The 26,589-nt window shown below is 37.3% G+C and carries 23 protein-coding genes; 10 read left to right on the top strand and 13 right to left on the bottom strand.

Going from position 1 to position 26,589, the window contains the following annotated elements; translation table 11 throughout:
• Positions 1–174 precede the first annotated feature (174 nt).
• Together B5X53_RS02640 and uvrC are read right to left on the bottom strand one after the other, a co-directional pair.
• Entirely contained in the window at positions 175–2,403 is a 2,229-nt protein-coding gene (locus B5X53_RS02640) for a patatin-like phospholipase family protein (protein WP_079711667.1), read from the bottom strand.
• Positions 2,404–2,438: 35 nt separating this feature from the next.
• Positions 2,439–4,235 (bottom strand): excinuclease ABC subunit UvrC, encoded by a 1,797-nt coding sequence (gene uvrC / locus B5X53_RS02635; RefSeq protein ID WP_079711666.1) that lies wholly within the window; start codon positions 4,233–4,235, stop codon positions 2,439–2,441.
• A gap of 178 nt (positions 4,236–4,413) precedes the next feature.
• Here uvrC and B5X53_RS02630 point away from each other — a divergent pair, with 178 nt between their 5' ends.
• Genes B5X53_RS02630 through B5X53_RS02605 form a run of 6 tightly spaced genes read left to right on the top strand, consistent with a single transcriptional unit; the run spans position 4,414 to position 9,193 of the window.
• Positions 4,414–4,839 carry an ATP-dependent zinc protease family protein gene (locus B5X53_RS02630; protein WP_079711729.1) on the top strand — a complete coding sequence of 142 codons (426 nt, stop codon included), beginning with the start codon at positions 4,414–4,416 and terminating at the stop codon, positions 4,837–4,839.
• Positions 4,836–5,708, top strand: coding sequence for a 30S ribosomal protein S6--L-glutamate ligase (gene rimK, locus B5X53_RS02625; protein ID WP_079711665.1), 873 nt, complete (start codon positions 4,836–4,838; stop codon positions 5,706–5,708). The genes B5X53_RS02630 and rimK overlap by 4 nt, the downstream gene beginning before the upstream one ends.
• Positions 5,709–5,711: 3 nt before the next feature.
• Positions 5,712–6,692, top strand: coding sequence for a succinylglutamate desuccinylase/aspartoacylase family protein (locus B5X53_RS02620; protein WP_079711664.1), 981 nt, complete (start codon positions 5,712–5,714; stop codon positions 6,690–6,692).
• Entirely contained in the window at positions 6,685–7,254 is a 570-nt protein-coding gene (locus tag B5X53_RS02615) for a 5-formyltetrahydrofolate cyclo-ligase (protein ID WP_079711663.1), read from the top strand. The genes B5X53_RS02620 and B5X53_RS02615 overlap by 8 nt, the downstream gene beginning before the upstream one ends.
• A gap of 49 nt (positions 7,255–7,303) precedes the next feature.
• Positions 7,304–8,752: a PAS domain-containing sensor histidine kinase gene (locus B5X53_RS02610; RefSeq protein ID WP_079711662.1), complete on the top strand. Its 1,449-nt coding sequence runs from the start codon at positions 7,304–7,306 to the stop codon at positions 8,750–8,752.
• Positions 8,753–8,770: 18 nt separating this feature from the next.
• Positions 8,771–9,193, top strand: a complete 423-nt coding sequence (locus B5X53_RS02605) for a response regulator (protein WP_079711661.1) — start codon at positions 8,771–8,773, stop codon at positions 9,191–9,193.
• Here B5X53_RS02605 and B5X53_RS02600 read toward each other — a convergent pair whose 3' ends face one another.
• The 6 genes from B5X53_RS02600 to gdhA all read right to left on the bottom strand — a co-directional run bounded on the left by B5X53_RS02600 (position 9,194) and on the right by gdhA (position 18,475).
• Positions 9,194–9,817 carry a lipoprotein signal peptidase gene (locus B5X53_RS02600; protein WP_079711660.1) on the bottom strand — a complete coding sequence of 208 codons (624 nt, stop codon included), beginning with the start codon at positions 9,815–9,817 and terminating at the stop codon, positions 9,194–9,196.
• A 170-nt stretch (positions 9,818–9,987) separates the two neighbouring features.
• Entirely contained in the window at positions 9,988–10,371 is a 384-nt protein-coding gene (locus B5X53_RS02595; protein ID WP_075325218.1) for a TraR/DksA family transcriptional regulator, read from the bottom strand.
• A 5-nt stretch (positions 10,372–10,376) separates the two neighbouring features.
• Positions 10,377–13,775 (bottom strand): isoleucine--tRNA ligase, encoded by a 3,399-nt coding sequence (gene ileS, locus B5X53_RS02590; RefSeq protein ID WP_079711659.1) that lies wholly within the window; start codon positions 13,773–13,775, stop codon positions 10,377–10,379.
• 148 nt (positions 13,776–13,923) lie between these two features.
• The gene (locus B5X53_RS02585; RefSeq protein WP_079711658.1) at positions 13,924–16,329 is read right to left on the bottom strand and encodes a TonB-dependent receptor; all 2,406 of its coding nucleotides are present in this window, start codon (positions 16,327–16,329) and stop codon (positions 13,924–13,926) included.
• On the bottom strand, positions 16,330–17,049 hold the full coding sequence (recO, locus tag B5X53_RS02580) for a DNA repair protein RecO (protein ID WP_079711657.1): 720 nt from the start codon (positions 17,047–17,049) through the stop codon (positions 16,330–16,332).
• 82 nt (positions 17,050–17,131) lie between these two features.
• Positions 17,132–18,475, bottom strand: coding sequence for an NADP-specific glutamate dehydrogenase (gene gdhA, locus B5X53_RS02575; RefSeq protein ID WP_079711656.1), 1,344 nt, complete (start codon positions 18,473–18,475; stop codon positions 17,132–17,134).
• A 201-nt stretch (positions 18,476–18,676) separates the two neighbouring features.
• On the opposite strand from gdhA, the gene B5X53_RS02570 reads away from it, so the two are divergent.
• Positions 18,677–19,456, top strand: a complete 780-nt coding sequence (locus B5X53_RS02570) for a THC0290_0291 family protein (protein ID WP_079711655.1) — start codon at positions 18,677–18,679, stop codon at positions 19,454–19,456.
• On the opposite strand, the gene pncA is transcribed toward B5X53_RS02570, so the two are convergent.
• The 4 genes from pncA to B5X53_RS02550 are packed head-to-tail and all read right to left on the bottom strand — an operon-like array spanning position 19,443 to position 22,620.
• Positions 19,443–20,054, bottom strand: coding sequence for a bifunctional nicotinamidase/pyrazinamidase (gene pncA, locus B5X53_RS02565; protein WP_079711654.1), 612 nt, complete (start codon positions 20,052–20,054; stop codon positions 19,443–19,445). The two genes, B5X53_RS02570 and pncA, sit on opposite strands and share 14 nt — an antisense overlap.
• A 5-nt stretch (positions 20,055–20,059) precedes the next feature.
• Entirely contained in the window at positions 20,060–21,463 is a 1,404-nt protein-coding gene (locus B5X53_RS02560) for a nicotinate phosphoribosyltransferase (RefSeq protein WP_079711653.1), read from the bottom strand.
• Between the two features lie 14 nt (positions 21,464–21,477).
• Positions 21,478–22,005, bottom strand: a complete 528-nt coding sequence (locus B5X53_RS02555) for a macro domain-containing protein (protein ID WP_079711652.1) — start codon at positions 22,003–22,005, stop codon at positions 21,478–21,480.
• Positions 22,006–22,056: 51 nt separating this feature from the next.
• Positions 22,057–22,620 carry a PAS domain-containing protein gene (locus tag B5X53_RS02550; RefSeq protein ID WP_079711651.1) on the bottom strand — a complete coding sequence of 188 codons (564 nt, stop codon included), beginning with the start codon at positions 22,618–22,620 and terminating at the stop codon, positions 22,057–22,059.
• 386 nt (positions 22,621–23,006) lie between these two features.
• Between B5X53_RS02550 and B5X53_RS02545 the strand changes: the two genes are divergently transcribed.
• From B5X53_RS02545 to B5X53_RS02535, 3 genes are all read left to right on the top strand, one after another.
• The gene (locus tag B5X53_RS02545; RefSeq protein WP_079711650.1) at positions 23,007–23,594 is read left to right on the top strand and encodes a HupE/UreJ family protein; all 588 of its coding nucleotides are present in this window, start codon (positions 23,007–23,009) and stop codon (positions 23,592–23,594) included.
• A 64-nt stretch (positions 23,595–23,658) separates the two neighbouring features.
• Positions 23,659–24,090, top strand: coding sequence for a deoxycytidylate deaminase (locus tag B5X53_RS02540; protein WP_079711728.1), 432 nt, complete (start codon positions 23,659–23,661; stop codon positions 24,088–24,090).
• Positions 24,087–25,673 carry a S41 family peptidase gene (locus B5X53_RS02535; RefSeq protein WP_079711649.1) on the top strand — a complete coding sequence of 529 codons (1,587 nt, stop codon included), beginning with the start codon at positions 24,087–24,089 and terminating at the stop codon, positions 25,671–25,673. Before B5X53_RS02540 ends, B5X53_RS02535 begins: the two co-directional genes overlap by 4 nt.
• Before the next feature lie 309 nt (positions 25,674–25,982).
• Here the strand turns inward: B5X53_RS02535 and B5X53_RS02525 are convergent, their stop codons facing one another.
• On the bottom strand, positions 25,983–26,588 hold the full coding sequence (locus tag B5X53_RS02525) for an FAD-dependent oxidoreductase (RefSeq protein ID WP_079711647.1): 606 nt from the start codon (positions 26,586–26,588) through the stop codon (positions 25,983–25,985).
• Position 26,589: the final 1 nt, after the last annotated feature.

The following is a 26,589-nucleotide window of genomic DNA, read 5'->3' as shown; positions in this document are numbered from 1 at the left end:
AAAGAATATTGAGAATTTGTTATTTTTTTCAGTGTTATTTTACTTTAAAACAAATATCGGGAATTTTTAAGGAAACATTCTTAAAACATCTCTAAAAACCTGCAGCAGAAAAGTAAATTCCTGGAGAGAAAATTAGCAACAACTAATTCAAAAAAAGAATTAAATCTGAATAACTTAAAACCAGAAACCAAGGCTAAAAAACCACTGGCTGGATTTAATTTCGGGGGAATAGGTGTATTTTACTTCTAAAGGTCCAATAAAGGTATCTATGCCGTACCCAAGTGCGTAACCGGTAAAATCTGGCATGCTAAACCAATCTCCAGATGAATATAATTTGTTCCCTACATTGGCAATATTTGCACTGGCAATAACGTGGTTTTTTCTGAAAATTTCATAATCAAACTCCACGAGACCTTTTATATAACTATCTCCCGACAGACTTATAAAATCATACCCATAAAACGGAACAAAATTATTAATAAGGTTATTTCCATAACCTCCCAAAAAGAAATCCAGCGTATTTACGCCGTCGTTTCCTATTTTAAATCCTGCTTCAGTTACAATTCGGGTAGAAAATCTATTGAGGGGAGAAAAAGCATACCCTAAAGTTCCTTTTGCGATAGAAAATTCAGAAAAATCATTATTAAAATCTGAAGAAAATAAATAAAGATGAAAAATTCCATCAAAATAAACACCGCGAGACGGAAAATATTTATTATCGTAAGAATCATATTTTAAATAGCTAAAAGCACTGTAATAATGGCTGTTTTCAAAAAGCCTGTTATCGCTTATTTCCGGATTTGGATTATTTAAAGTTTCAGAAGCAATTCTTAAAAATTTATGCTCTGCTCCCAACCCGAAGGAAAAAACCTGCTTAAATAAAGTTTCGGCGTAAAATTGATTGGTAAAATCCCGGTAATCTATATCTATCCTGTTTACCCCAATATCCTGTAATTGGGCATTTTCACTGGCAAAGTCAAAAGAAACCGGATGGTCAAAATTATTATACCGCGATTTAACTCCAATACTCCAGTAAAATCCTTTGTCTATATAATAGTCAAAATTATACCGAAATTGATCTCCAACCACCACATCTAAAGAAGTGACATCGTTAGTAAACAACAAACTTTTATGGGTATAATTAATAAGAGCACCAATTTGATAAAGCTCGTCATAGTGAACCCCCAACCGCAGCTGACTCTTATTTTCACTTTCTTCTATTTGCAGGCTTAAAGTGTAAAGGTGATCGTCGTTATTTGGAATTAACCGGTAATTAATTCGGTTGAAATTCCCGGTAGCAGATAGATTATTTATGCCTTCGTTAAGCTCCTTAAAGGTGAAATCTGTGAAATAATTCAACCTTAATTTTCCCAGAATATAAGAACGAGGATAGTTATTATTTCCCTCTAATGTAAGCGTACTTATTTGCAGGGTATCCATCTCCGGAATTAAAATATTTCGAGGAGAACTGTTTTGACGCGCAGCTAGTTTTTCGAGATCATCTTTTCTTTTAAGCGAAGCAACCCTTCCCGAATCTATAATCGCCTCCCCTTTTTCAAAAGACAACACTGAAAACGGACTTATATCTGGTTTGATGTAAATATCGGTTTTAGGAATTTTTTCCTTCATATCACTAATTGTCCGGAAATTGCTTATTTGGGCAAGAATGTCAAAAACGTTCCGCAAATCGTCTTTATTAACCAGGCTATCTTGCACATCTACGCCAATAATCACTTCAGCACCTCTTTTTCTAAGTTCTTCTACCGGATAATTATTCGCGACCCCGCCATCGGTAAGCAGTCTTCCGTTGAGACTTACAGGACTAAAAATAGAAGGAATTGCGCCGCTGGCAGAAACTGCCTGGGCAAGGGAGCCTTCATCTAAAATCACTTCTTCGCCGGTTTCAACATCGGCTGCAACACAAAAAAATGGAATGGGTAATTCTTTAAAATCATCAACATTTCCCAGGTGCATAGTGAGCTGGGACATTAAATTATAAATATTTTGTCCCCTTGAAAGTCCTGCAGGGAAACCTATTTTAAAATCATCAAAAGGTAAGCTAATCGCATATTTTTCGGCGTCTTCTTTTTCGTAAAAAGATTTTGCACTACGCGGGATATTATCCTGAATTAAAATATTGAAATTAGTCTCGTGAAAAATTGAATCCAACTCGTGCGCAGTATATCCGGAAGCATACAAACCACCAATAATTGCGCCCATACTACTCCCTCCAATATAATCTATTCTAATTCCTGCTTCTTCAATTACTTTTAGCGCGCCAATATGAGCCAGGCCCTTTGCACCACCACCACTTAAAACCAGGCCGACTTTTAAATCTTCCTGCTCCTGGGAAATTCCAGGAAGCATTACAAACAGAAAAAGTAAAAGCAGTAATTTTCTCATTTGTAATTTGAATTTTTATTCAGCAAAATGCCGGTTTATTTTTTTGATTGATAATGATTGTAAATTATTCCCGCTTTAGAAACTCCAATAACTTCGGCCAGTTCTTTTTCTGAGGCTTCTTTTATTCGTTTTACCGATCTAAATTGTTTTAATAATTCTACCACGGTTTTTTCTCCAATGCCGGTAATTTCTTCCAACTCTGTATTTAACGCAGTTTTACTCCTTTTGTTACGATGAAAAGTAATCCCGAACCTATGCGCTTCATTTCTAAGCTGCTGGATAATTTTTAAAGTTTCAGACTTTTTATCTAAATAAAGCGGAATAGTATCTCCCGGATAAAAAATCTCTTCCAGGCGTTTTGCAATTCCTATAATAGCTATTTTTCCGCGTAAACCCAAAGTTTCAAGAGCTTTCACACCCGAAGAAAGCTGACCTTTACCCCCATCTACAATAATGAGTTGCGGCAATTCTTCACCTTCATTCATTAACCGTTTATAACGCCTAAAAACTACCTCTTCCATAGAAGCAAAATCATCTGGCCCTTCCACGGTTTTAATATTAAATTTACGATAATCTTTTTTGCTTGGTTTCCCATTTCTAAAAACCACACAAGCCGCAACCGGATTTGTTCCCTGGATATTAGAATTATCAAAACACTCAATATGTCGAGGCTCTACATTTAATCGAAGGTCTTCCTTCATTTGAGCCATAATTCGCTTTACGTGCCGGTCTGGATCTACGATTTTCATTTGCTTAAATCGTTCCTGACGGTAATATTTAGCATTTCTAAGCGATAGATCTACAATCTTCTTTTTGTCCCCCAACTTTGGAATAGTTACTTTCACTTCTTCGCCGGCATCAACCTTAAAAGGCACATATATTTCTTTGGAATTTGAACTGAAGCGCTGCCGTATTTCGGTAATGGCCAGTTCCAATAGTTCCTCATCGGTTTCTTCCAGCTTTTTCTTCATTTCTATAGTATGCGACCTAATAATTGCACCGTGAGAAAGCTGAAGAAAATTTACATAACCATAACCTTCGTCTGATATTATGGAAAACACATCTACATTGGTGATTTTTGGATTTACTACCGTAGATTTAGATTGGTAATTCTCGAGAACATCAATCTTATTTTTTATACGCTGCGCATCTTCAAACTCCATTTTTTCAGCGTGAGCTTTCATTTGCTCTCTAAACTGCTGTAACGAATCTTTAAAATTCCCTTTTACAATTTGCCGAATCGCTTCAATATTGTTATTGTACTCTGCCTCAGCCTGTTTCCCTTCACAAGGCCCTTTGCAGTTCCCTAAATGATATTCCAGGCAAACTTTATACTTCCCATTCCTTATTTTTTCTTCTGAAAGATCATAATTACAGGTTCTAAGCTTATAAAGTCCTTTAATTAAATCTAGAAGAGTGTTTACCGTTTTAAAACTGGTAAAAGGCCCATAATATTCGCTACCGTCTTTTATTAATTTTCGGGTGGGAAAAACCCGAGGGAAACGTTCATTTTTAATACAAATCCACGGGTAGGTTTTATCGTCTTTAAGCATCACGTTAAACCGCGGCTGATGCTTCTTTATAAGGTTATTCTCTAAAAGTAAAGCATCAGTTTCTGAAGCTACTACTATATGCTTTATTTCTTTAATCTTCTTTACCATCACGCCAATCCTATGACTGTCGTGGCGTTTGGTAAAATAGGAAGTCACCCTTTTTTTAAGGTTTTTGGCTTTCCCCACATATAAAATCTTCCCATTTTTATCGTAATACTGGTATACTCCGGGACTGTTGGGGAGGGTTTGTAATTGTACTTCTAAAGCTAGCGTTTCCATTTCCCCAAAGGTAGAATTTATTATGCGTAGCAGTAAAAATTGGTAGCGCCAGTAAATGTTAAATTTATATTAATTCGAAGGTTGAAATTCCGGTAACCAGCTTAGCTATGGGCTTGACGTTCATTAAATTTTATAATTTCTATAAAAAAAATAGATGGGTATTTTACTACCTTGCGGTATGGAGAAAACAGTAATTGGGCGTTTTGACAAAGCAGATTTCCCTGCGCTGCATTTAAATGATATAGCTATTAAAATTGATACCGGTGCTTATACTTCATCTATTCACTGTGAAAATATTGTTGAAAAAGATGGAATTTTAGAATGTACTTTTCTTGATGAAGAGCATCCTTTGTACAACGGAAAAAAATTTACTTTTACAGATTATGATATCGTTTTTGTGCGCAGCAGTAACGGAATTATTCAAAAAAGATATCAGGTAACATCTACTATTAAAATTTTTAATAAGGTCTATAAAATTTCGCTTTCTTTGTCCTCCCGACAGGAGATGAGGTTTCCGGTGCTAATTGGCCGAAAATTCCTTACCAAAAAATTTATCGTGGACACCGAATTAACTGACGTTTCTTACAATCTTAAACAAAAATGAAAATAAAAATCCTTTCGCGTAATAGCCATTTGTATTCTACAAAACGTCTTGTAGAAGCCGCTACAAAACGCAAGCACGAAGTAGAAGTAATAGATCCTCTAAAATGTGACATTGTTATTGAGAAGCGTAAACCTAATATTTACTACAAAGGTGGATATATAGAAGGTGTAGATGCCGTAATACCAAGAATTGGAGCTTCGGTTACTTTTTACGGTACCGCGGTGGTACGCCAGTTTGAGATGATGGGAGCTTTTACCACCACGGAATCTGAATCTTTAGTGAGAAGCCGTGATAAATTAAGAAGCTTACAGGTACTTTCTCGTGCAAAAATTGGTTTACCAAAAACCGTTTTTACTAATTATTCCAGGGATGTTTCTGGAGTAATCAAACAAGTTGGCGGAACACCCCTGGTTATAAAATTACTGGAAGGAACCCAGGGTGTTGGCGTGGTACTTGCTGAAACCAATAACGCTGCAGAATCGGTAATTGAAGCATTTAACGGTTTACAGGCTCGTGTAATTGTGCAAGAGTTTATTGAGGAAGCCAAAGGTGGAGACATCCGGGCTTTTGTGGTAGATGGCCACGTTGTGGGCGCAATGAAGAGACAGGGTAAAGAAGGAGAGTTTAGATCTAACCTTCACCGGGGCGGTAGTGCGCAGGTTGTAGAACTAACAGATGAAGAAGAAATTGCCGCCGTTAAAGCTACCAAAGCAATGGGGCTTGGCGTTGCCGGCGTAGATATGCTACAAAGTGCACGTGGACCGCTAATCCTGGAAGTAAATTCTTCTCCGGGGTTAGAAGGAATTGAAAAAGCTACCGGGAAAGATATTGCCAAATCTATAATAAGATATATTGAAAGGAACGTTTAGCCTATGTCAAAAATAACCAGTGACAATGTTCTGGAAATACTCGGCGAAAAAGTAAAGCCGGGAAAAAGCGCCACTATTAACTTTAATATGGCTAAACTCTACACCACTACTTCGGTAGAGGTGCCGGTAATTATTGAGCGTTCAAAAAAACCCGGCCCAGTCGTATTAATAACCGCAGGAATTCACGGTGATGAAATAAACGGTGTTGAGATTGTTAGACAAATTATCTCTAAAGGAATCAACAGGCCTCAAAAAGGAACTATTATTTGTATTCCCGTAGTGAATATTTTTGGTTTTTTAAATTTACACCGGGAATTTCCTGATGGTCGTGACTTAAACCGAATGTTCCCCGGAACCAAACACGGCTCCCTGGCCAGTAGGTTTGCCTTTCAGTTTGTAAAGAAAATACTGCCGCTCGCAAATTTCTGTTTAGACTTTCATACCGGTGGGGCGAGCAGGTTTAATGCTCCACAAATCAGGGTTAAACGCGGCGATGAGCAAAGCTTAAAATATGCGCGAATATTTAGCGCTCCCTTTACAATTTACTCTAAGACAATTACAAAATCTTATCGTGAAACCTGTGCTAAAAAAGGAATTCCGGTGTTGCTTTTTGAAGGTGGAAAATCTCAAGACAGTAATAAAGATATTGCCAAACACGGTGTAGAAGGCGCGATGCGAATATTAAGCTTTTTGGAAATGCTAAATCCAAAGTTTGAATATCCTGATGCGATTACCGAAACGGTAGTGATTGAAAATACCAACTGGATGCGTGCAAAATACAGCGGACTCCTGCATATCAAAATTCCCTGCGGAAAACACGTTGAAAAAGGAGAATACATTGGTACCATTACCGATCCTTATGGAAAATTCAGACATAAAATTAAGGCAGTGAATACCGGTTATGTAATTAATATAAACGAATCTCCCATCGTGTACCAGGGAGATGCAGTTTTTCATATTTCAGCACCACCAAAAGATGAATAAAGCCAAATTAAGAAAAAAGTACAAAGCTTTACGTTTAGAACTTTCCGAAGAAAAAATTGAAGAGCTCAGCCTGGAAATTGCTAATCAATTACTGAATTTACCGGTCTGGGAAAAAGAATTCTACCATCTTTTCTTAAGCATTGCGGAACAAAAGGAAATTGATACCGAAAATATTTTGCATATTCTGCAAGGGAAAGATAAAAATGTGGTGCTTTCTAAAACCAATGTCAAAGATCATAAATTAGAGCATTTTTTACTTACCGATACCAGCATTATTAAAAAGAATAACTGGAATATTCCAGAGCCTGAAGGAGGAATTCCTATCCCGCCTAAGCAAATAGATGTGGTATTTGTTCCGCTTCTTGCATTTGATGAGCACGGCCATCGCATAGGTTACGGCAAAGGCTTTTACGATAATTTTTTAAGCGAATGCAAGCCAGAAGTGATAAAAATTGGACTCTCTTTTTTTGAAGCAGAAACTCCTTTTAAAGAAATCTTTAGCAGCGATATTCCTTTAGATTTCTGCGTTACACCAAATAAAATATATAGCTTTAAAAATTAGGGAATTAAGAAGTATTCTGTTATTTTTAACAAAACTTTCGCCCCCTTTAATGCTAAACGACCTTCAATTAAACAGCATTCTTGAAGATTTTGATATCGCCTACTGGAAGATCAATCTTCTGAATAAAGAGGTGAGCTGGTCAGAGCATTTTGACACGCTTGTTGGTAAACCCATTTTTTCTGAATCCCATTTTGAATATTTTTTAAAGGAAATTCTGCACCAGGACTATCGCTATGATTTCAGGCTTTATTTTGATAAACTTACTGAAGAAAATGAAGCTTTCAGCATAGAGCTTAAACTGAAACTTAATAACGGTAAATACCGCTGGTTTGAATGCCGAAATTTAAAAAATAAAGAGAATAAGAAAGAAACCGCAGTTCTTCTTTTCGTAAATATTCATCAGAATAAGCGCGACCAATACACCATTGAAGAAAACTTCTTTTATTATCGCGAAACCGCGCAAATGACCAATACCGGTGGTTGGTACATAGACACCCAAAACAAGAATATCTATTGGGATAATGTTACGAAAAAGATAATTGGATGCCCCCTGGACTATCAACCGCCCTACGAAGAACATTTACGATTTTATGCGCCCGAGGAACACCCTGAAGTAACTTCGGCTTTTGATAAATGTGAGAAATATGGGATCCCGTTTAAAGTTGAATTAAAAATGCGGAATCTTTATGACAAAGATTTCTGGGTGCGTGCCACCGGAAAACCAGTTTATAACGAAGAACAGGATATTATAGGAATTCGGGGAGTTTTCCAGGATATAAACGACCAAAAAATAAATGAACTGAATTTACAGAATTCCCTGGACCTTGTTGCCTCTCAAAATTCCCGCTTATTCAATTTCGCACATATTGTTTCTCACCATTTGCGCTCCCACAGTAGCAATCTTTGTCTTATTGTAGAATTACTAAAAGACGCCAAAACCGATAAAGATAAAATTGAATTAATCCCGAATGTAGCAGATATTTCTGAAAATCTGGATTTAGCTATAAATGAGCTCAACGAAATTGTAAATAAACAAACAGTTTTAGAAAAAGAGCGCCGAATTGTTTCATTCGAAAGAGCCCTAAGTGGGGTAATGGCTTCAACTTCATCTTTAATTAATCGGGAAAATGCAAAAATCGTAGCTGAATTTCACGCCCTAAAAGAAATTAGCTATATCTCTGAGTATCTTGAAAGTATTTTACTAAATTTAATTACAAATGCCATTAAATATAAACATCCCGGTAGAAGACCGGTAATTTATATTCAAACCTATTTGAAGAATGAAACTCCTTTTTTGGAGGTGAGTGACAATGGTTTGGGCATTGACCTGGATCAATATGGTGACAAGATGTTTGGGATGTATAAAACCTTTCATGAGAACCTGGATTCCCGTGGAATTGGACTTTTTATAACTAAAAACCAGGTGGAAACACTTGGAGGTTCAATTTCGGTAACCAGCACTGTAGATGTAGGTACTACATTTAAGATTAAATTTTAAAAAATTAAACTAATTCTCATGGGGCAAAAAGTAGAATTGGCGTGTATTATTGACGATGACAAAATATACGTTAACCTGGTTAAAAAGATTATTGAAATTAAAAAACTTTCTAATAATCTTCTCATTTTTAAAAACGGTATGGAAGCTTTAGATCATTTTAAATTGATCCTTGAAAACGCTACCGAAGAAAGACTTCCCGATATTATCTTCTTAGATATCAATATGCCAGTTATGGACGGTTGGGAGTTTTTAAATGAGTTTATTAAGATAAAGAATAACTTTGAAAAGAAGATTACGCTTTACGTGGTAAGTTCCTCTATAGATCCAAGAGATCTGGAACGTGCCAAATCTATTAATTTGGTTACAGATTACCTGATTAAGCCAATAGAATTGAAAAAATTCGAAAAGATTTTTGAGCGAAACGGGAACGCAGCGGCTTAGTTATTTACTTTCTTTAACGTCTTCCTCTTCTTTCGGGAAAGCGCGCTTATTAAAAAGCAGAAGTAAAATTACGCCCGCACTAATTGCGGTATCCGCTATATTGAATACTGGTTCAAAGAATGTAAAGTAATTTCCGCCCCAGAAAGGAATCCATTCGGGTAAATTGCCCTGCCATAAAGGGAAGTAAAGCATATCTACCACCTTACCGTGAAATAAGGTACCGTAGCCGCCTTCTGCCGGCATAAATTCAGCTACTTGACCATAACTGTCGTTAAAGACAATTCCGTAGAAAACAGAGTCTATAATATTCCCGAAAGCTCCGGCGAAAATTAGAGCAATTGCAGTAATTAAAATCCGCGAACCATTTTTTCTAACCGAGTCCCACAGCCAGTAACCAATACCAACTATAGCCACCAGTCTAAATAAAGTAAGGAAAAGCTTCCCGTATTCTCCCGGGATTTTGGTTCCCCAAGCCATTCCTTCATTCTCTACAAATAGAATTCTAAACCAATCAAAAACCGGCACCTCTTCGCCAAGCGAAAAATTTGTTTTGATATAAAATTTTGAAATTTGGTCTATTAAAAGAACCAAAACGATAATAATACCCGCTTTTTTTAAGGACATGAACTCTGTGGAATTTAAAACGCCGCTAAAATACTAATATTATTTAGTTTTTACCCGGCTAAAAATCAGCTTCTGGGAAGCATTTTTATAATTGTTTAATCTCTAAAATAAAAACGTCCCAAAGCATAAGCAGAGGGACGCTATAAATAATATAATTAACAGAAGAATATTTATTTCTGCATATTTTTAGCCTCAATACTCAAGGTAGCGTGTGGCACCAGTTTTAAACGCTCTTTGGCGATTAACTTTCCGGTTACACGGCATATTCCATAAGTTTTGTTTTCAATCCTGGTTAAAGCATTTTTAAGGTCACGGATAAACTTTTCCTGCCTAATGGCTAATTGAGAATTCGCTTCCTTACTCATAGTTTCGCTTCCTTCTTCAAAAGCTTTAAATGTAGGAGCAGTATCATCGGTACCGTTATTTCCATCATTTTTATAAGCATTTTCGTAAATTTCCAATTGCTCCTGTGCCTTCGCGATTTTGCCTTTAATCAGGGCCTTAAACTCAGCTAATTCGGCATCGCTGTACCGTTCTTTTACTTCAGTTGCCATAATTTCTAATGTTTTTTAATAAACATTTTGGTAGTAATATCGTCAAAAGCCACCTCGGCTCCTTCGGTTACCACCTCTACAAATTCGAGACTTGCAGTTAATGTTTCATTCTTAATATAGGTTATATTTTGGTTAACGGCATCCTCGACAATACCGTCCTTTTGTAGGGTTACATCAATAGTATCGGTAACTTCAAAGCCAGAATCTTTTCTCATATTCTGTATCCTGTTTACCAATTCCCTGGCAATTCCTTCTTTTTTCAATTCTTCAGAGATACTAACGTCTAAAGCTACGGTAATATTCCCACTACTTGCCACTAACCAGCCTTCAATATCCTGAGAAGTAATTTCTACTTCTTCAGCAGCTAATTTAATCATTTCTCCGTTAAGGTTTATAGCAATACCGCCTTCGCGCTCTATCATTTTAATATCTTCGGGAGCCAATTTATTTATCTCATTGACTACCAGCTTCATATCCTTTCCAAATCTTGGGCCAAGCACCTTAAAATTTGGTTTTATTTGCTTTACCAGCAATCCTGAAGCATCATCTATAAGCTGAAGTTCTTTTACATTTACTTCAGATTTTATCAGGTCTTCAACCGCCTGAATCTCTTCACGTTGCTGCTCGTCAAGCACCGGGATCATTACCCTTTGCAGCGGCTGGCGCACTTTTATCATCTCCTTTTTTCTAAGAGATAATACCAGCGAAGAAATGGTTTGAGCTTTCTCCATTTTTCGCTCTAAAGATTTATCAACAAACTTATCATCATACTTTGAAAATTCAGCCAAATGTACTGAATCAAAGTTTTCTTTATGTGTGCTGTGGTTTAAGTCTTTGTAAAGCCTGTCCATAAAAAATGGCGCTACCGGTGCTCCCAATTTAGCCACTTCAACCAGGCAGGTATAAAGGGTTTGATAGGCCGAAATTTTATCCTGCTGATAATCGCCTTTCCAGAATCTTCTTCTGCTTAATCGCACAAACCAGTTACTAAGGTTTTCCTGAACAAATTCTGAAATTGCCCGGGTTGCTTTTGTAGGCTCATAATCGGCATAGAATTTATCAACTTTCCTGATAAGCGTATGTAATTCTGAAAGGATCCATCGATCTATTTCAGGTCTTTCTTCCAGCGGGACATCTTTCTCTTCGTAAGTGAAATTATCAATATTCGCGTATAGGGTGAAGAAAGAATAAGTATTATAAAGCGTACCGAAGAATTTACGACGCACCTCAGCAATTCCTTCAATATCAAATTTTAAGTTATCCCATGGATTCGCGTTAGAGATCATATACCAGCGCGTAGCATCGGGCCCGTAAGCCGCCAAAGTTTCAAATGGATCTACCGCATTCCCGAGGCGTTTAGACATTTTCTGGCCGTTTTTATCTAAAACTAGTCCGTTAGAAACTACATTTTTATAAGCGACATCATCAAAGATCATAGTCGCGATTGCGTGCAGGGTATAAAACCATCCACGAGTTTGGTCAACGCCTTCGGCTATGAAATCGGCCTGTCTGTCTCCTCCTTCTACTTTTTCTTTATTTTCAAACGGATAATGCCATTGTGCATAAGGCATAGAACCAGAATCGAACCATACATCTATAAGATCGGCTTCGCGTTTCATCGGTTTCCCAGAATCTGTAACTAATGTGATTTCATCTACCACGTTTTTATGAAGATCAACCAAATTATAGTTTTCTTCACTCATATTTCCGGGTTCAAAACCTTCAAAAATATCTTTATCCATAACTCCGGCTTTTACCGCCTTCGCCATTTCTTCTTTTAATTCTGCAATAGAACCAATGAGCTTTTCTTCTTTACCATCATCGGTTCTCCAAATCGGTAAAGGTATTCCCCAATAACGGCTTCTGGATAAATTCCAGTCGTTAGCATTGGCCAGCCAGTTTCCAAATCGGCCTTCGCCGGTAGATTTTGGTTTCCAGTTTATACCCTGGTTAAGCTCGTGCATACGATCTTTGAACTCGGTCACTTTAATGAACCAGGAATCTAGCGGATAATACAAAATAGGTTTATCAGTCCTCCAGCAATTTGGATAACTGTGAACGTACTTTTCTACTTTAAAAGCACGATTTTCTTCTTTCAATTTAATGGCAAGTTCAACATCTACAGATTTCTCCGGCGCCTGCCCATCGTCATAATATTCATTTTTTACATATTTCCCGGCAAATTCGCCCATTTCTGGTCTAAATTTTCCCTGAAGATCTACTAACGGAACTAAATTCCCGTTTTCATCTTTTACCAATAATGGCGGGACTTGCGGTGTAGCCTGTTTTGCCACCATCGCATCGTCTGCACCAAATGTTGGTGAAGTATGTACAATCCCGGTACCATCTTCTGTAGTTACAAAATCTCCTGAAATTACGCGAAATGCATTTTCAGGATTTTCGGCCGGAAGCACATAAGGCAATAACTGCTCATATTTTATCCCAACTAGATCTTTTCCTAAAAAGGTTTCCCCGATTAAAAATGGAATCTTTTTATCACCTTCAGTATAAGCCTTTAAGTCTTCTTCGGTTTGAACTTCTGTAAATTTCTTATCGAATTGCTTTTTCGCCAGTGCTTTCGCTACAAGAATCGTAATCGGTTCAAACGTATATTGATTATAGGTTTTTACCGAAACATATTCGATTTTGGGACCAACGGTTAATGCAGTGTTAGAAGGCAAAGTCCACGGAGTGGTGGTCCAGGCAATTAAATAAGCCCCTTCTAAATTATTTATTACAGCCGCTGAAGCATCAGCAATTTTAAACATCGCGGTAACCGTAGTATCGGTTACGTCCTGATAAGTTCCCGGTTGGTTTAGCTCGTGTGAACTTAATCCTGTTCCTGCTTTTGGCGAATACGGCTGAATGGTGTAGCCTTTATAAATAAGGCCCTTTTTATAAATTTCGGAAAGCAGCCACCAAACCGTTTCCATATATTTTGATTTATAGGTAATAAATGGATCTTCCATATCTACCCAGTAGCCAATTTTTTCCGTAAGATCATTCCACACATCGGTGTAACGCATTACCGCATTTTTACAGGCATCGTTATACTTTTCAACAGAAATTTTGGTTCCAATATCTTCTTTTGTTATCCCGAGTTCTTTTTCTACTCCAAGCTCTACGGGCAAACCGTGAGTATCCCAACCGGCTTTTCGTTTAACCTGAAATCCTTTTTGGGTTTTATATCGGCAAAAAATATCTTTAATGGCACGCGCCATTACGTGGTGAATTCCCGGAAGCCCATTTGCTGAAGGTGGCCCTTCAAAAAACACAAACGGTTCTTTGCCTTCCCGTGTAGAAACGCTTTTTTCAAAAATATCGTTCTCCTTCCAGTAACTTAAGATTTCTTCGGCTACTTTAGGTAAGTCAAGTCCTTTATATTCAGGGAACTTATTGCTCATTTCTTCAAAATTTCCAATGAGTCGCGAAAATAATCAAATTTAAGAAAAGAGTGCGATAGAAAAACGGAAAAAGCTAACCCAAAAGATATTGCCTCAAAAATCAGCTATAAAACTCAAGAAGATCACTGAGTTTTAACATTCAAAACTTTTAAAAACTATAGCGCAACGCCAGAATTAGATTTCTTCCTGCAGCCGCAATCCCCGAAGAATAAGTGCGGTATCGCTGGTCGGTAATATTTTCTAAAGAAACTGTGGCCAGGAGATCTTTACTTATGTTATACTGCCCCGTTAAATTAATGGTATACCAGGAAGGAGAATATGGATTTCCGTTATTGTCTACAGCATATAAAAAAGCTTTTCCCTGTTCTGAAGGGGCAAGATCTTCATAATCGAACTGACCATTATATTCTGCAAAAAGATCGAGTTTCAGTCGTTTTTTATGCCAGGTTAAATGTGTATTTCCGAAAATTGGAGCGGCATGGCGAAGTGGCGCTGTAGAACCATCTTCCTGCTCTTCTTTCCCCTCAGTAATATTAATTTGCGAACTGAATCTTAAGGCCACCGAAAGGTCTATTTCTATGCCACTTTCAAAACCATATACGTGAGCTTTTGAAGTATTTTGAATAGCCTGCACCCGGCTGGGTTCTCCCCGGTAATCAATTTCGGTTTCCCCGTTTAAATTGAAATCCCTGCGAACCATTGCATCGTTTAAATAAGTGTAAAATGCAGTAGCGATAAAACTGATATTCTCTGCCGGCTTCCAATCAAAACCAAGTTCACTGCTATACGCATACTCAGGTTTTAAATCTGGATTTGGCACTACAACAGCTCCCGGCTCAGAATCAAAAATTTTCCCAACATCATCTATATTTGGCGCTCTAAATGCTGTGGAAAGGTTTAATCGCCAACCTATAAACCTATTTTGCTGCCAATTAATTCCAGCGCTTCCGGTTAAAGCCCCTGTATTAATTTTGGCTTCCTGAAACGGAAAATCGTATAAGTTTTCATCAAATTCAGCATCTACCAGAATATAATTATAGCGAAGTCCCGATTGAAAAGAAAAATCTTCCTGAATTTTCCATTGATAAGTAGTATAAGCTGCAATAGATTGCCAGGTAGAACCGTCTGGATATCGGGAAGCGGTAAGGTTTTCTTCTTCGGTTAAAATATTTTGTGCATTCCCGATGGAGTTTACTTTATTAAAAACATATTCTGCTCCATAAAATAAACGGCTTTCTTCAAAAGTCTTTTCAAAATCAAAATTCACCGAATATGCATTTACATTTTCCTGGGTGTTATATAACCAGTCTTCCCCAAAATCCCGGTTATGCCGGCTCTCTTCAAAAAACTGGTATGCAGCGGTCATCTGGGCTTTATCATATAATGCACCGTAGCCTTTTTTGTTGATTTTAAAATTCCCCATAAACCATTCCTGCGGACCGTAATACCATTCTGCTGAACGCAATTCACCATCGCGTTTTCTATAAAGTCTGTCAAATCTTGGAAAATTTGATGTTGTGGAATATATAAGTCCGAGATTAAGATCCCAGTCTTTATGCGGCATAAATTTTACCTTTTGCAGTAAATTTATTTGATTATAACCAGTTGGTTTTTGCACCCGTGGGTTGTCATTGGAAACAATTACATCTTCTCCATTTCTTCTCACTGCATATTCATTTCGTAAATATTCTTCCGGGCCGTGAGATCCCATTTTTAAATCTTCAAAATCTGAATAAGTCACGCTACTTACAAACGCCCAGTTTTCCAGCCCAATATTAACATCGGCGTGTAGCGTTTTTTCATTATTAGCAGAAGCATAACGGGAATATGCATTTCCGGAAACAGAAGCTTTATCTCCGAAAGAAAATTTAGGCTTCAAGGTATAGAAATTCATCACGCCACCAACGGCATCACTTCCATAAACCACCGAGCCCGGGCCAAGGATTACTTCGGTATTTTCTACTGCCAGCGGATCTATAGAAATTATATTCTGAAGATTTCCGCTTCTAAAAATTGCGGTATTCATTCTTACACCATCTACCGTAATTAAAAGTCTGTTTGTGGAAAAACCACGAATTATGGGACTTCCGCCTCCCAACTGACTTTTTTGAACGTACACCTGCCCACTGCTTTCCAAAAGATCGGCCGAAGTTTGCGGGCTGGCCATAATAATATCATTAGCTGAAAAACTGACTATCTTCTGCGGAATTTCATCATTATTCATTTCAAATTTCGCCACCGACAGTACCACCTGCTCCAACTCGTTATCATTACCCTTTAGATAAACTTTATTTTCATCTTGAAGAATCTGGGACTTCTGAAGACTTCTGTTGGAATAATTAACGTGCGAAAATTGTATAATTTCATCGAGGTCAAATGCTGAAATATCGGCCTCACCATCAAAATTAGTAAGAGCACTTTTAGACTTGTTCGCATTATAGATGGCCACGCTGGTAAGAGGTTCGTGACTTTCTTCATCCAAAACCTGTATCTGCTGGGCGTAGATACAATTAACCATAAAAAAAAGGAGTATTACTCCAGTTAGACTTCGCATTTAGCTAAAAATTTCGTTAAGCACGGCGAGCGATTTTGGTTTCTTAAAACCTTCAATATGCAACTCGTAATACAAAAGCAGCATACTTAAAAAATTAGACCGACTTTGCTGATTTAACTTTACTTCATTGAGGGTATCAAAATTTATGCCTAATAACTGGCGTAAAATAGCGACATTTTGCCCTTCTCTACAGTAATTATTGATACTATTCATTTCAAAAACCCCGTCAAGAAGATTAAAGTAATTTTGGTTCTTAAAAGCTACATCAGGATAAAAGCCCAAATAACGGGTTAAATTCAGTAAAAACAAAAGATGAAAATTGGCAATTTTATCATTCAAATCCAGCCACATCAGGGAATTTTCAAGATAATTAAACAGCTGCGGATTGGTTTCTTCTTCCCGAATTGCATTTTTTAGAACTTCGGCTAAAAACATGAGCATCGCGCCTTTCACCATATTGGTATGCAGGCTGGTGTAGGTGTGCAATACCTTAGCATCTTTCAGGTATTCCATTTTTCCCTGGTTGCGGTGGTTTGCCACGATCTCCAATTGGGTAAGTAACTGAAACTGGGAAGCTTTAAACTTTCCTTTTTTAGACTTCAGCACTCCCTTAAGCATATAGGTTTTTAAGCCATCGCTATAGGTATAGGCCTTCACAATCAAATCGGCTTCGCCATATTTTAAAGCACTAATTACAATTGCCGGAGTGGTAACAAGCATTATTGAAAAATTATTTATCCGAAGGTAATTAAAAAAGGCCGCCTGAACAGCGACCTTAATTTATTGTATTTAAAAAGTAATTTTAAACTACTCCCTGTGCAAGCATGGCATCGGCAACTTTAACGAAACCGGCAATATTTGCTCCTTTTACGTAGTCTATATAACCATCTTCTTCTTTTCCAAACTCCACACACCGATCGTGAATATCGTTCATAATTGCGTGAAGTTTTTGATCTACTTCTTGAGACGTCCAGTTATATCGCATAGAATTCTGGCTCATTTCTAAACCAGAAGTAGCAACACCACCGGCGTTTGAAGCTTTACCGGGAGAGAAAAGGATTTTTGCTTCCTTAAATACCTCAACAGCATCTGGAGTACATGGCATATTGGCACCTTCGCCAACGCACATACAGCCGTTTTCAATTAGCTTTTCGGCATCAGCTTTTTGAAGTTCGTTTTGCGTAGCACAAGGAAGCGCTACATCACATTTTACACCCCATGGAGTTTCTCCTTCATAATATTTAGCTGAAGGATATTGATCTACGTACTCGCTAATTCTTCCACGTCGTACATTCTTAAGATCCATTATAAACTGAAGCTTTTCTGAATCAATTCCGGCTGTATCATAAATATATCCTCCAGAGTCACTCATCGTTAAGATTTTCGCTCCAAATTCAAGAGCTTTTTCTGCAGCATATTGCGCTACATTTCCAGATCCTGAAACCACTACAGTTTTACCTTCAAGAGATTCATCACGTGTTTTAAGCATATTTTGTGTAAAATACACATTTCCGTAGCCGGTAGCTTCAGGACGAATAAGAGAACCACCATAGGAAAGTCCTTTTCCGGTTAAAATCCCGGTAAATTCATTTTGCAATCTTTTATACTGGCCAAACATATAACCAACTTCACGGGCACCAACACCAATATCACCAGCAGGAACATCGGTATCTGCGCCTATATGGCGATAAAGTTCCGTCATAAAACTCTGGCAGAAACGCATTACTTCATTATCTGATTTTCCTTTTGGATTAAAATCAGATCCACCTTTTCCGCCACCCATTGGTAAGGTGGTAAGGCTGTTTTTAAATACCTGCTCAAAAGCAAGAAATTTAAGAATACTAAGATTTACGGAAGGGTGAAAACGCAAGCCACCTTTATAAGGCCCGATTGCTGAATTCATTTGAATTCTAAAACCGCGATTCACCTGAATATTACCTTCATCATCTAACCAGGAAACCCTGAACATAATTACACGTTCTGGCTCTACCATACGCTCTAAAAGTTGCTTGTTCTGGTACTTTTTATTCTCTTCTATAAAAGGAATAATTGTTTCCGCAACCTCGTGCACGGCCTGCATGAATTCAGGTTCATTTTGATTCCTTTTTGATACTTTATCTAGGAAATCTTGAATATTTTGTTCCATATTATGTGATACTTCAAATAGTTTATAAAAAAAGCTGTGTTTTGTACTGCAAATATATGAGTTCTATAAAAATTGACCTCAAATTTTTATCTTTTCATATAAAATTAACTTCTTACTTTCAGCATTTTATAAATCGAATAATTTATCTAATTTTTTGTTAAAGTAGTTTTTATATATTTGTTGCACCCCCAAGCCTGAACTATGCATAATTGCAAGATATTTACAGCTCTTTTAGTTTTTACATTATTCTTTCAGGGAAAGAGTTATGCTCAATTTGGTATTGCACACGAAATTGGTGTTAAGGCCGGGCCGGCTTCATTTTTTACCGATTATGGCGAACGCTGGAATGTTAGGAACAACCTTAACAATGCAGGCTACGGAATTGGGATTTCCCATTATATGAATTTTGCATATAAAACCGATTGCCATTACTCGCAAGCCACTTCCTTTTTTACCAATCATTTTAGAATTAGGACTGAACTGGATTATTTCTATTCCAAATTAGAGCATTTTGGTCCTGTAGCCAGCAAACCAACCCTTGGCGGCCAGTTATTAAGAGCAATGCACGGTGAAAGTGAAATTATTGAAGGTGGAATACATTTGGAATACCATCCTTTTCGAATTCGGGATTTTACACATTCGGGGTATATGTTTTCGCCTTATATAAGTTTAGGTGGGCATTATGTATCTCATAAAGCTGATGCATATTCCGATTTAGGTTCTTTGGAAAACCCTAAAAACGTGTTCCCGACTTTTATAGGCGGGATAAACTTTGAACGTGGCAGCACTTATTCCATAATTGGGGGATTGGGTTTACGTTACCGACTGGGATTTAGACACGATCTTTTAATTGAAGCCCGCGGACAATATTACGGCAGCGACTGGCTTGACGGATTAAATATTGACGCGCCGCAGAATAAATTCAACGATTATATTTTTTGGGTGAATGTGGGCTATGTTTATTATATCAATTTTCAATAGCTTTAGAAGTAATAATTTTGCCTCCCATTTCTTTTAATTCATCTTTTGCTTTTTTAAAAGCCTCTTTATTTAGTGCTCTTGTCGCATCTTCAATAATTGTAGCTTTAAAACCTTCTTTTATAGCATCCTTAGCCGTAAAATGAACACAAATTTCAGCCGCAAGCCCGCAGAAATATAGGTCTTCTGCTTTCTTTTCCTTTAAATATCCAGAAAGTCCCGTAGATTTTAGATGTTGATTATCGTAAAAAGCGCTGTAGCTGTCTATTTCAGGATTGGTTCCTTTTCTAAAAATAGCTTCAATTTTTGAGGTTTTTAAATCGCTGTGAAACTCGGCACCTGCGGTATTTTCTACACAATGCTGCGGCCACATCACTTGCTCGATCCCGTTTAAATCAATGGTTTCAAACTCTTTTTTTCCTTTATGACTGCTGGCAAAACTGGCGTGCCCGTTAGGATGCCAATCTTGGGATGCAATAACTAAATCAAACTTTTCCTGGAGTTTATTTATCGCCGGGATAATTTCATCCCCATTGGGTACAGCAAGTGAGCCACCAGGCATAAAATCGTTTTGAGGATCTATAATAATCAAGGTTTTCATAGTTCTTAATTTTTAAAAGATGCTATTAATATATCGCGTTCGGCTTTTAATGCTTCGCTGATACCCACTTTATAAATATGCGGATTGTTAAAACGTTTATACTCTATAGAAAGTTCTGCTAGACGGTCCTTACTGTATTCGGCGATTTCCTGTAACGATTTTTCTTCCAGTTTATTTTCCCCGTTGTCCATTACGGGTTTTAATAAAGCTTCTTTTTCTAAACTATCAATTCTCATTTGTTTATAAGGCTCAAAAGGATGGATCATATTTTTAATATTTTCTTCTTCAAAAAGAGCTACCAAATCACCGCCCACGCAATTACCTTCGGTATCTCTTAAACGGTACACCTGCTTTTTATGCGGAAGCGTAACCTTTACAATACTTTCTGAAATTTTAATCCTTGGTTTCCCGTTGGAATAAGCCAATTTATAAACTCCGTCTAATGCCGCATCAGGACTACCAATAACGAGATTTGTTCCCACACCAAAAACGTCTATTTTTGCGCCCTGCTCCAGCAAACTTTTTATTACATTTTCATCTAACTGATTTGACGCTGCAATCTTTACATAGTCGAGTCCGGCAGAGTCCAGAATTTTCCTGCTCTGTTTGGAGAGGTAGGCTAAATCGCCACTATCAAGCCTTATTGCCATTAATTTCTGACCGTGCTCTTCCATTTCTTTTGCCACTTTAATAGCGTTTGGAACACCACTTTTCAAGGTATCATAAGTATCTACCAGTAAAACGCAATCTTTAGGCCTGCCTTCAGCAAAATCTCTAAAAGCAGAAAGTTCGTCATCATAACTCTGAATAAACGAATGTGCCATAGTTCCCGAAACCGGGATATTAAAATCCCTTCCAGCAATAACATTACTGGTCCCGTTAAAACCACCAATAATTGCGGCGCGGGTTGCATAATAACCGCCGGGACCCTGTGCCCTTCTTAAACCAAAATCCAATAAAGTGCGTTCTCCAGAAACCAGTTTGATTCGACTGGCTTTTGTCGCTATTAAAGTTTGAAAATTGAGTAAATTAAGTAAAATAGTTTCAATAATTTGTGCTTCAATAATATTGGCTTCTACCTGCAAAATAGGCCGTGTGGGAAAAACCACGTCACCTTCCTGTACCGAATAAATATTCCCGCGGAATTTAAAATCTTTAAGGTATTCCAGGAAATCATCATCAAAATCCTGTTTTTTCAGATATTCCAGATCTTTATCGCTGAATCTTAAGTTTTCAATAATTTTGAGTAAATCCTGAAGTCCGGCAAAAATTGCATAACCACCGTGATAAGGAAGTTTTCTAAAATAGTAATCAAAGATCGCGGTGTGGTCTTTTTGGCCGTTTTTAAAATATACCTGCGACATTGCCAGTTGATACTGGTCGGTATAAGTAGCGGAAAAATTTAGCATAGCTTTTGGTTGGTTTAAACTTCGGCAAGCATCGCTTCGTAAATCTCAAGGTCTGCTTCACTGAATAGCACAAATTTAAGCTTTTGCAGGTGTTTAAGTTTAGGGATTTCGGCTAAAATTGTATTAAAACTGATCATTGTCGCCTCTTTTATAGGGTAACCAAAAGCTCCGGTAGAAATTGCGGGAAAAGCAATCGACTTTACTTTTTTCCCTTCAGCTCGTTTTAAAGCGTTCCTATAGCAATCTTCCAAAAGCTTATCTTCAGGCTTGTCGCGGCCATAAACAGGACCTAAACAGTGAATCACAAACCGATTTGGCAAATTATAAGCGCCTGTTATTACAGCCTCGCCCGGAGCAATGGGAGCAAGAGGTTTACATTCTTCATAAAGTTCTGGGCCCGCGGCGCGATGAATTGCACCGGCTACTCCACCGCCGCTAGCAAGTTCGGCATTGGCGGCATTCACCACAGCTTCTAAATCGGGTTGATTAGTTATATCTCCCCGGGAAACTTCAATTTTAATATTCTGGATGGTTTTTTTCATAATCCTGATTTCTCATCAGAAATTACAAAAATTTAAGGAAATGCGAAAGGTCTATGCCTGGCGCTCCAGGGCTAAATAATGTGTAGTTCTTTCATTAATCAACGGGATGACACTAATTTCGCATTTATAAGGAGTTTTATCTTTTTTATAGTTCACCAAAACTTCGGTAAAAGGCTCATCTCGAGATAGTTTATGTTTAATTCGGTTTAAAACAACCCTGTCGGTATCTTTGCCCTGTAAAAAATGAGGTGTTTTATTTATCGCAAACCTGCTGCTATAACCGGTCATATCGGTAAAGCCCTCACTCACCCATTGAATTTTAACTTCCTGATTAGTTAAAACCAAAGCATCAAAAGTTTTGTCTTTAAATATTTCGTTCCAATTGTTCTTCCAGTCGAATTTCCTGGCCAATTCTTTAAACGAATTAATTGCTTTTTGCTGTTTTAAACTCAATATTTGATTTGCGAAATGCTCATTATAAATATCCCAGCTACGAAGTGGCATCAATTTAATATCAGAAACAGTAATCTCGTCTTCAATTTCTTCATATTCTTCCTGGCTTAAGGAGGAAAGATAGATATCAAGACATTGCATATTCATTAGATTCTTCTTCATAGTCGATTTTTTAGCGGTGAAATAAATTCAATTCTAATTATTAAAAGTTCTTTGGAAACCCTAAAAACCAGTATTTCGCAATCTGCTTAACAAGCAAAATTACCTAAAATCATATTCAACACTCTTTAAACCAACGTTAATGTTGAGTTTATAGCGGAAAAAATTCAACAATAAATATTCTACCAATCCTTCATTTCAATTTAAAACAACAAAAACCCAAAAATTTTCTTCAGCAAAAAGTAATAAAAAGTCGATTATAATGATAGTTCCCAAAACGGCTCTTAGAATGCCATTTTATACACATTAAGGTATAAAACTAAGAGCCTCAAAAGCTTTTGCAATATTCTGAATAAGTTGTACTTTCGGGTTTTTCTAATATTTTTATTATGTCCCAATTCTGGCTGTACTTTAGATTAGGTCTGGAACACGTTCTTGACTGGCAGGCTTACGACCATATTTTATTTCTTATTGTTCTGGTTGCAGCCTATACTTTTAGCAGCTGGAAACGAATTCTCTGGCTGGTAACCTTATTTACCATTGGCCACACCTTAGCTTTATTTCTTTCGGTTTACGAAATTGTTAAAGTAGATTCGGCCTGGGTAGAATTGCTAATTCCTGTTACAATAATCCTCACTGCTTTATACAATATTATTACAGCAAGTAGAAAAGAACGCAATAAGAATCATAATCCGTTGTATTTCACCACCGTTTTTTTCGGCTTAATTCACGGGCTTGGTTTTTCATCATATTTTAAAATGGTAGCTTCAAATACCGAAAGTAAATTTCTACCACTTTTAGAATTCGCCCTTGGTATAGAAACCGCACAGGTACTTGTAGTGATTGCTGTGATTATTCTTAGTTTTATTGCCCAAAATATCTTCTCGGTGTCCAAAAGGGACTGGATATTAGTAACTTCAGCCATAGTAATAGGTATTATTTTACCAATTCTTCAGGAAAATTTTCAGGCTATTTAATAAATTAGTGAATTAAAAATAAGGCGAAAAATGAAGCCTAAAAATGCCGGATTATACCGCTAATATGGATCAGAAAAAACAATTAAAGTACGATAAAGCATATTTAAGAATTGCCCGCGAATGGAGTAAATTATCACATTGTAAAAGAAAGCAGGTTGGCGCAGTTATTGTAAAAGATAGAATGATAATTTCTGATGGTTACAATGGCACTCCCACAGGTTTTGAAAATTACTGTGAAGATGATGAAGGTTACACCAAATGGTATGTGCTACACGCTGAAGCCAATGCTATTCTAAAAGTTGCAGGATCTACGCAATCCTGTAATGGTGCAACACTTTACATCACCATGTCTCCCTGTAAGGAATGCAGTAAATTAATTCACCAGGCAGGAATTACCAGGTTGGTTTATCATATAGATTATAAAGATAATTCCGGGCTGGATTTTCTTAAAAAAGCGGGAGTAACCCTCGAACAAATTAACGATTTAGAAGATTGAATACCAGGCAAAAAATATTAATCCCTATCCTTCTCGCTACAGCTTGTGCCGCAGGTGTTTTGTTGGGCGGGAAACTGGATTTTTCTTCTTCTGATGCCTTATTTTCTTCAAACCCGAAAAAACAAAAACTCAACCGACTTATAGACTACATAGACTATGAATATGTAGACGATGTAAATACCGATAGTATTGTAGATATTACGGTTAATAAAATTCTTGAAAATCTTGATCCGCATTCGGTATATATTCCAAAAGAAGAATATGCAGGTGTTATAGAAAATATGCAGGGTGATTTTGTGGGAATTGGTGTTAGTTTCTACAATGTCAACGATACCGTAGTTGTAATTCAGGCCCTGGAAGGCGGTCCCAGTGAAAAAATTGGGATTCGGGGTGGCGACCGTATTTTGTACGCCGATGGCACTCCGCTTTTTAATAAAGATATCACTAACGATTCGCTTACCAAACATCTAAAAGGTGAAGAAGATTCCCGCGTAACGCTAAAAGTAAAACGAAAAGGGATTAAAGACTTGCTCACCTTTAAAGTAAAACGTGGCCGTGTTCCTTTAAAAAGTGTAGATGCTGCATATATGTTATCTCCTGAGTTAGGTTATATTAAAGTGAATAGATTTTCTGAAACCACTTATAAAGAATTTGAAGAGGCTTTAGAAAAACTTAAGAAAGAAGGCGCCAATCAAATAGCCCTGGATCTTAGGGACAATCCTGGCGGATATCTTTCTGAAGCGATTAAGATTGTAGATGAATTTCTGGAAGACGATAAACTGATACTTTATACCAAAAACAAAAGTGGCTCGGTTGAAGAAACTTTTTCCAAAAGAAAAGGCCTTTTAGAGAAGGGTGATCTTTTTGTTCTTATTAATGAAAATTCGGCTTCGGCAAGTGAAGTTGTGGCCGGCGCTTTACAGGATAATGATCGTGGAACCATCGTAGGTCGCAGATCTTATGGCAAGGGTCTTGTGCAACGGGAAATGGATCTGGGAGACGGTAGTGCAGTAAGATTAACCATTGCCCGATATTACACACCAACAGGCCGTTCTATTCAAAAACCTTATGACAACGGGAACGAAAGCTATTTTAAAGATTATATGCGGCGCTATAAAAACGGGGAGCTTAGTAATGCAGATAGCATAAATGTAGACGATTCGCTTAGATACGAAACTCCTGAAGGAAAGATTGTCTACGGCGGTGGGGGAATTATTCCCGATGTGTTTATTCCGCAAGACAGTAATAATGAAAGAAACAATATAAAACTTCTCTTACACGGCGGTTATATGAGTCGGTTTATCTTTAACGTACTGGAAGAAAACCGTACTTTTTACAACAATGTAAAGCGTGAAGATTTTGATGAAAAAGTGACAATCTCTAACGAAATGGTACAGGACTTTGTTCGATTTGTTGGGAATGGAAATATTCGCCTTAGTGTAAATAACCATACTACTTTATTAAAGCAATACCTAAAAGCGGTAATTGCCCAACAACTCTACGGTACCACAGCTTTCGAGAAATTAATTAATGAAAATGATCCTGCTATTGAGAAAGTTCTTGAATTATCGCAAAAAAATTAATAGCTTGCATTCGTGAGTGCGAATCATGATAATTTTATAATTTTTTTAACCGTTTCCCCGCTTTTTTTCTTCATAATCGCGGTGAGCTTCCGGCTTTTGGACAATAGTGCATTACTCTTTTTACAAAAAGATATTCTGGTTTCTTCAGCGAACGTTTCGGTTACTTCCATTAAAAATCAGATTAAAAAAACCGAGGATATAGAATTCAAAGAGAAATTAAGGCTTGCCCTTCTTTACAGAAGATTGCACCGTACCTGCCTAATTTTAATGTTACTATCAATCCCTTTGATGGTCACAGGCTATATTATGTTATAAAAGCTTATCGTGCACTTTAGTGTGCTCTCCTTTCCACAAACTTAAGATATCTGTAGCTACACTTGCACCACTCCCGCAAGCAATAGAAAATTGACTGCGCCATCCTGCAAGGCTACCGGCAACATATAATCCCGGTTTTACTAAATGATCTTCATTTTTTAACTGAATTCGATCTTTAGAAGCTTTAGCTTTTTGATGCTGAATTATTTCATCTTCTAATCCTGTTATTCTAAAAGGACTGGTATAACCTGTGGCAATCACAACATTTTCAGCGTCGTAAGTGTTCTTGTTGGTAACTACCCTGAAACCTTCATTTAACTGAATAATATCCTTCACCTTTTCTTTAGCTAGTTGTTCAATTTCAGGATATTGTTCTTCTAAATGTAGAATTCCCTCTTTTAGAATTTGCTGTCCTGGAGTTCCCGGTACAACCCCCAAAACATTATTTAGAAGCGCCGAATTTAAATGCGAAGCTTTTTGATGAATAAGTATTCCCACTTTTTTATTAGAGACAATATTATTCTGCAGTGCAGACCCCAAAATAAGGGCGCAAGACATGCCTGCCGCACCACCGCCTATAATAAGAACATCAAATTTCATA

It is taken from the genome of Salegentibacter salinarum (assembly GCF_900168115.1).
GTDB lineage: Bacteria > Bacteroidota > Bacteroidia > Flavobacteriales > Flavobacteriaceae > Salegentibacter > Salegentibacter salinarum.
Note: the sequence above shows the minus strand (reverse complement) of the source record. Positions and strands in the feature narration are given on the sequence as shown.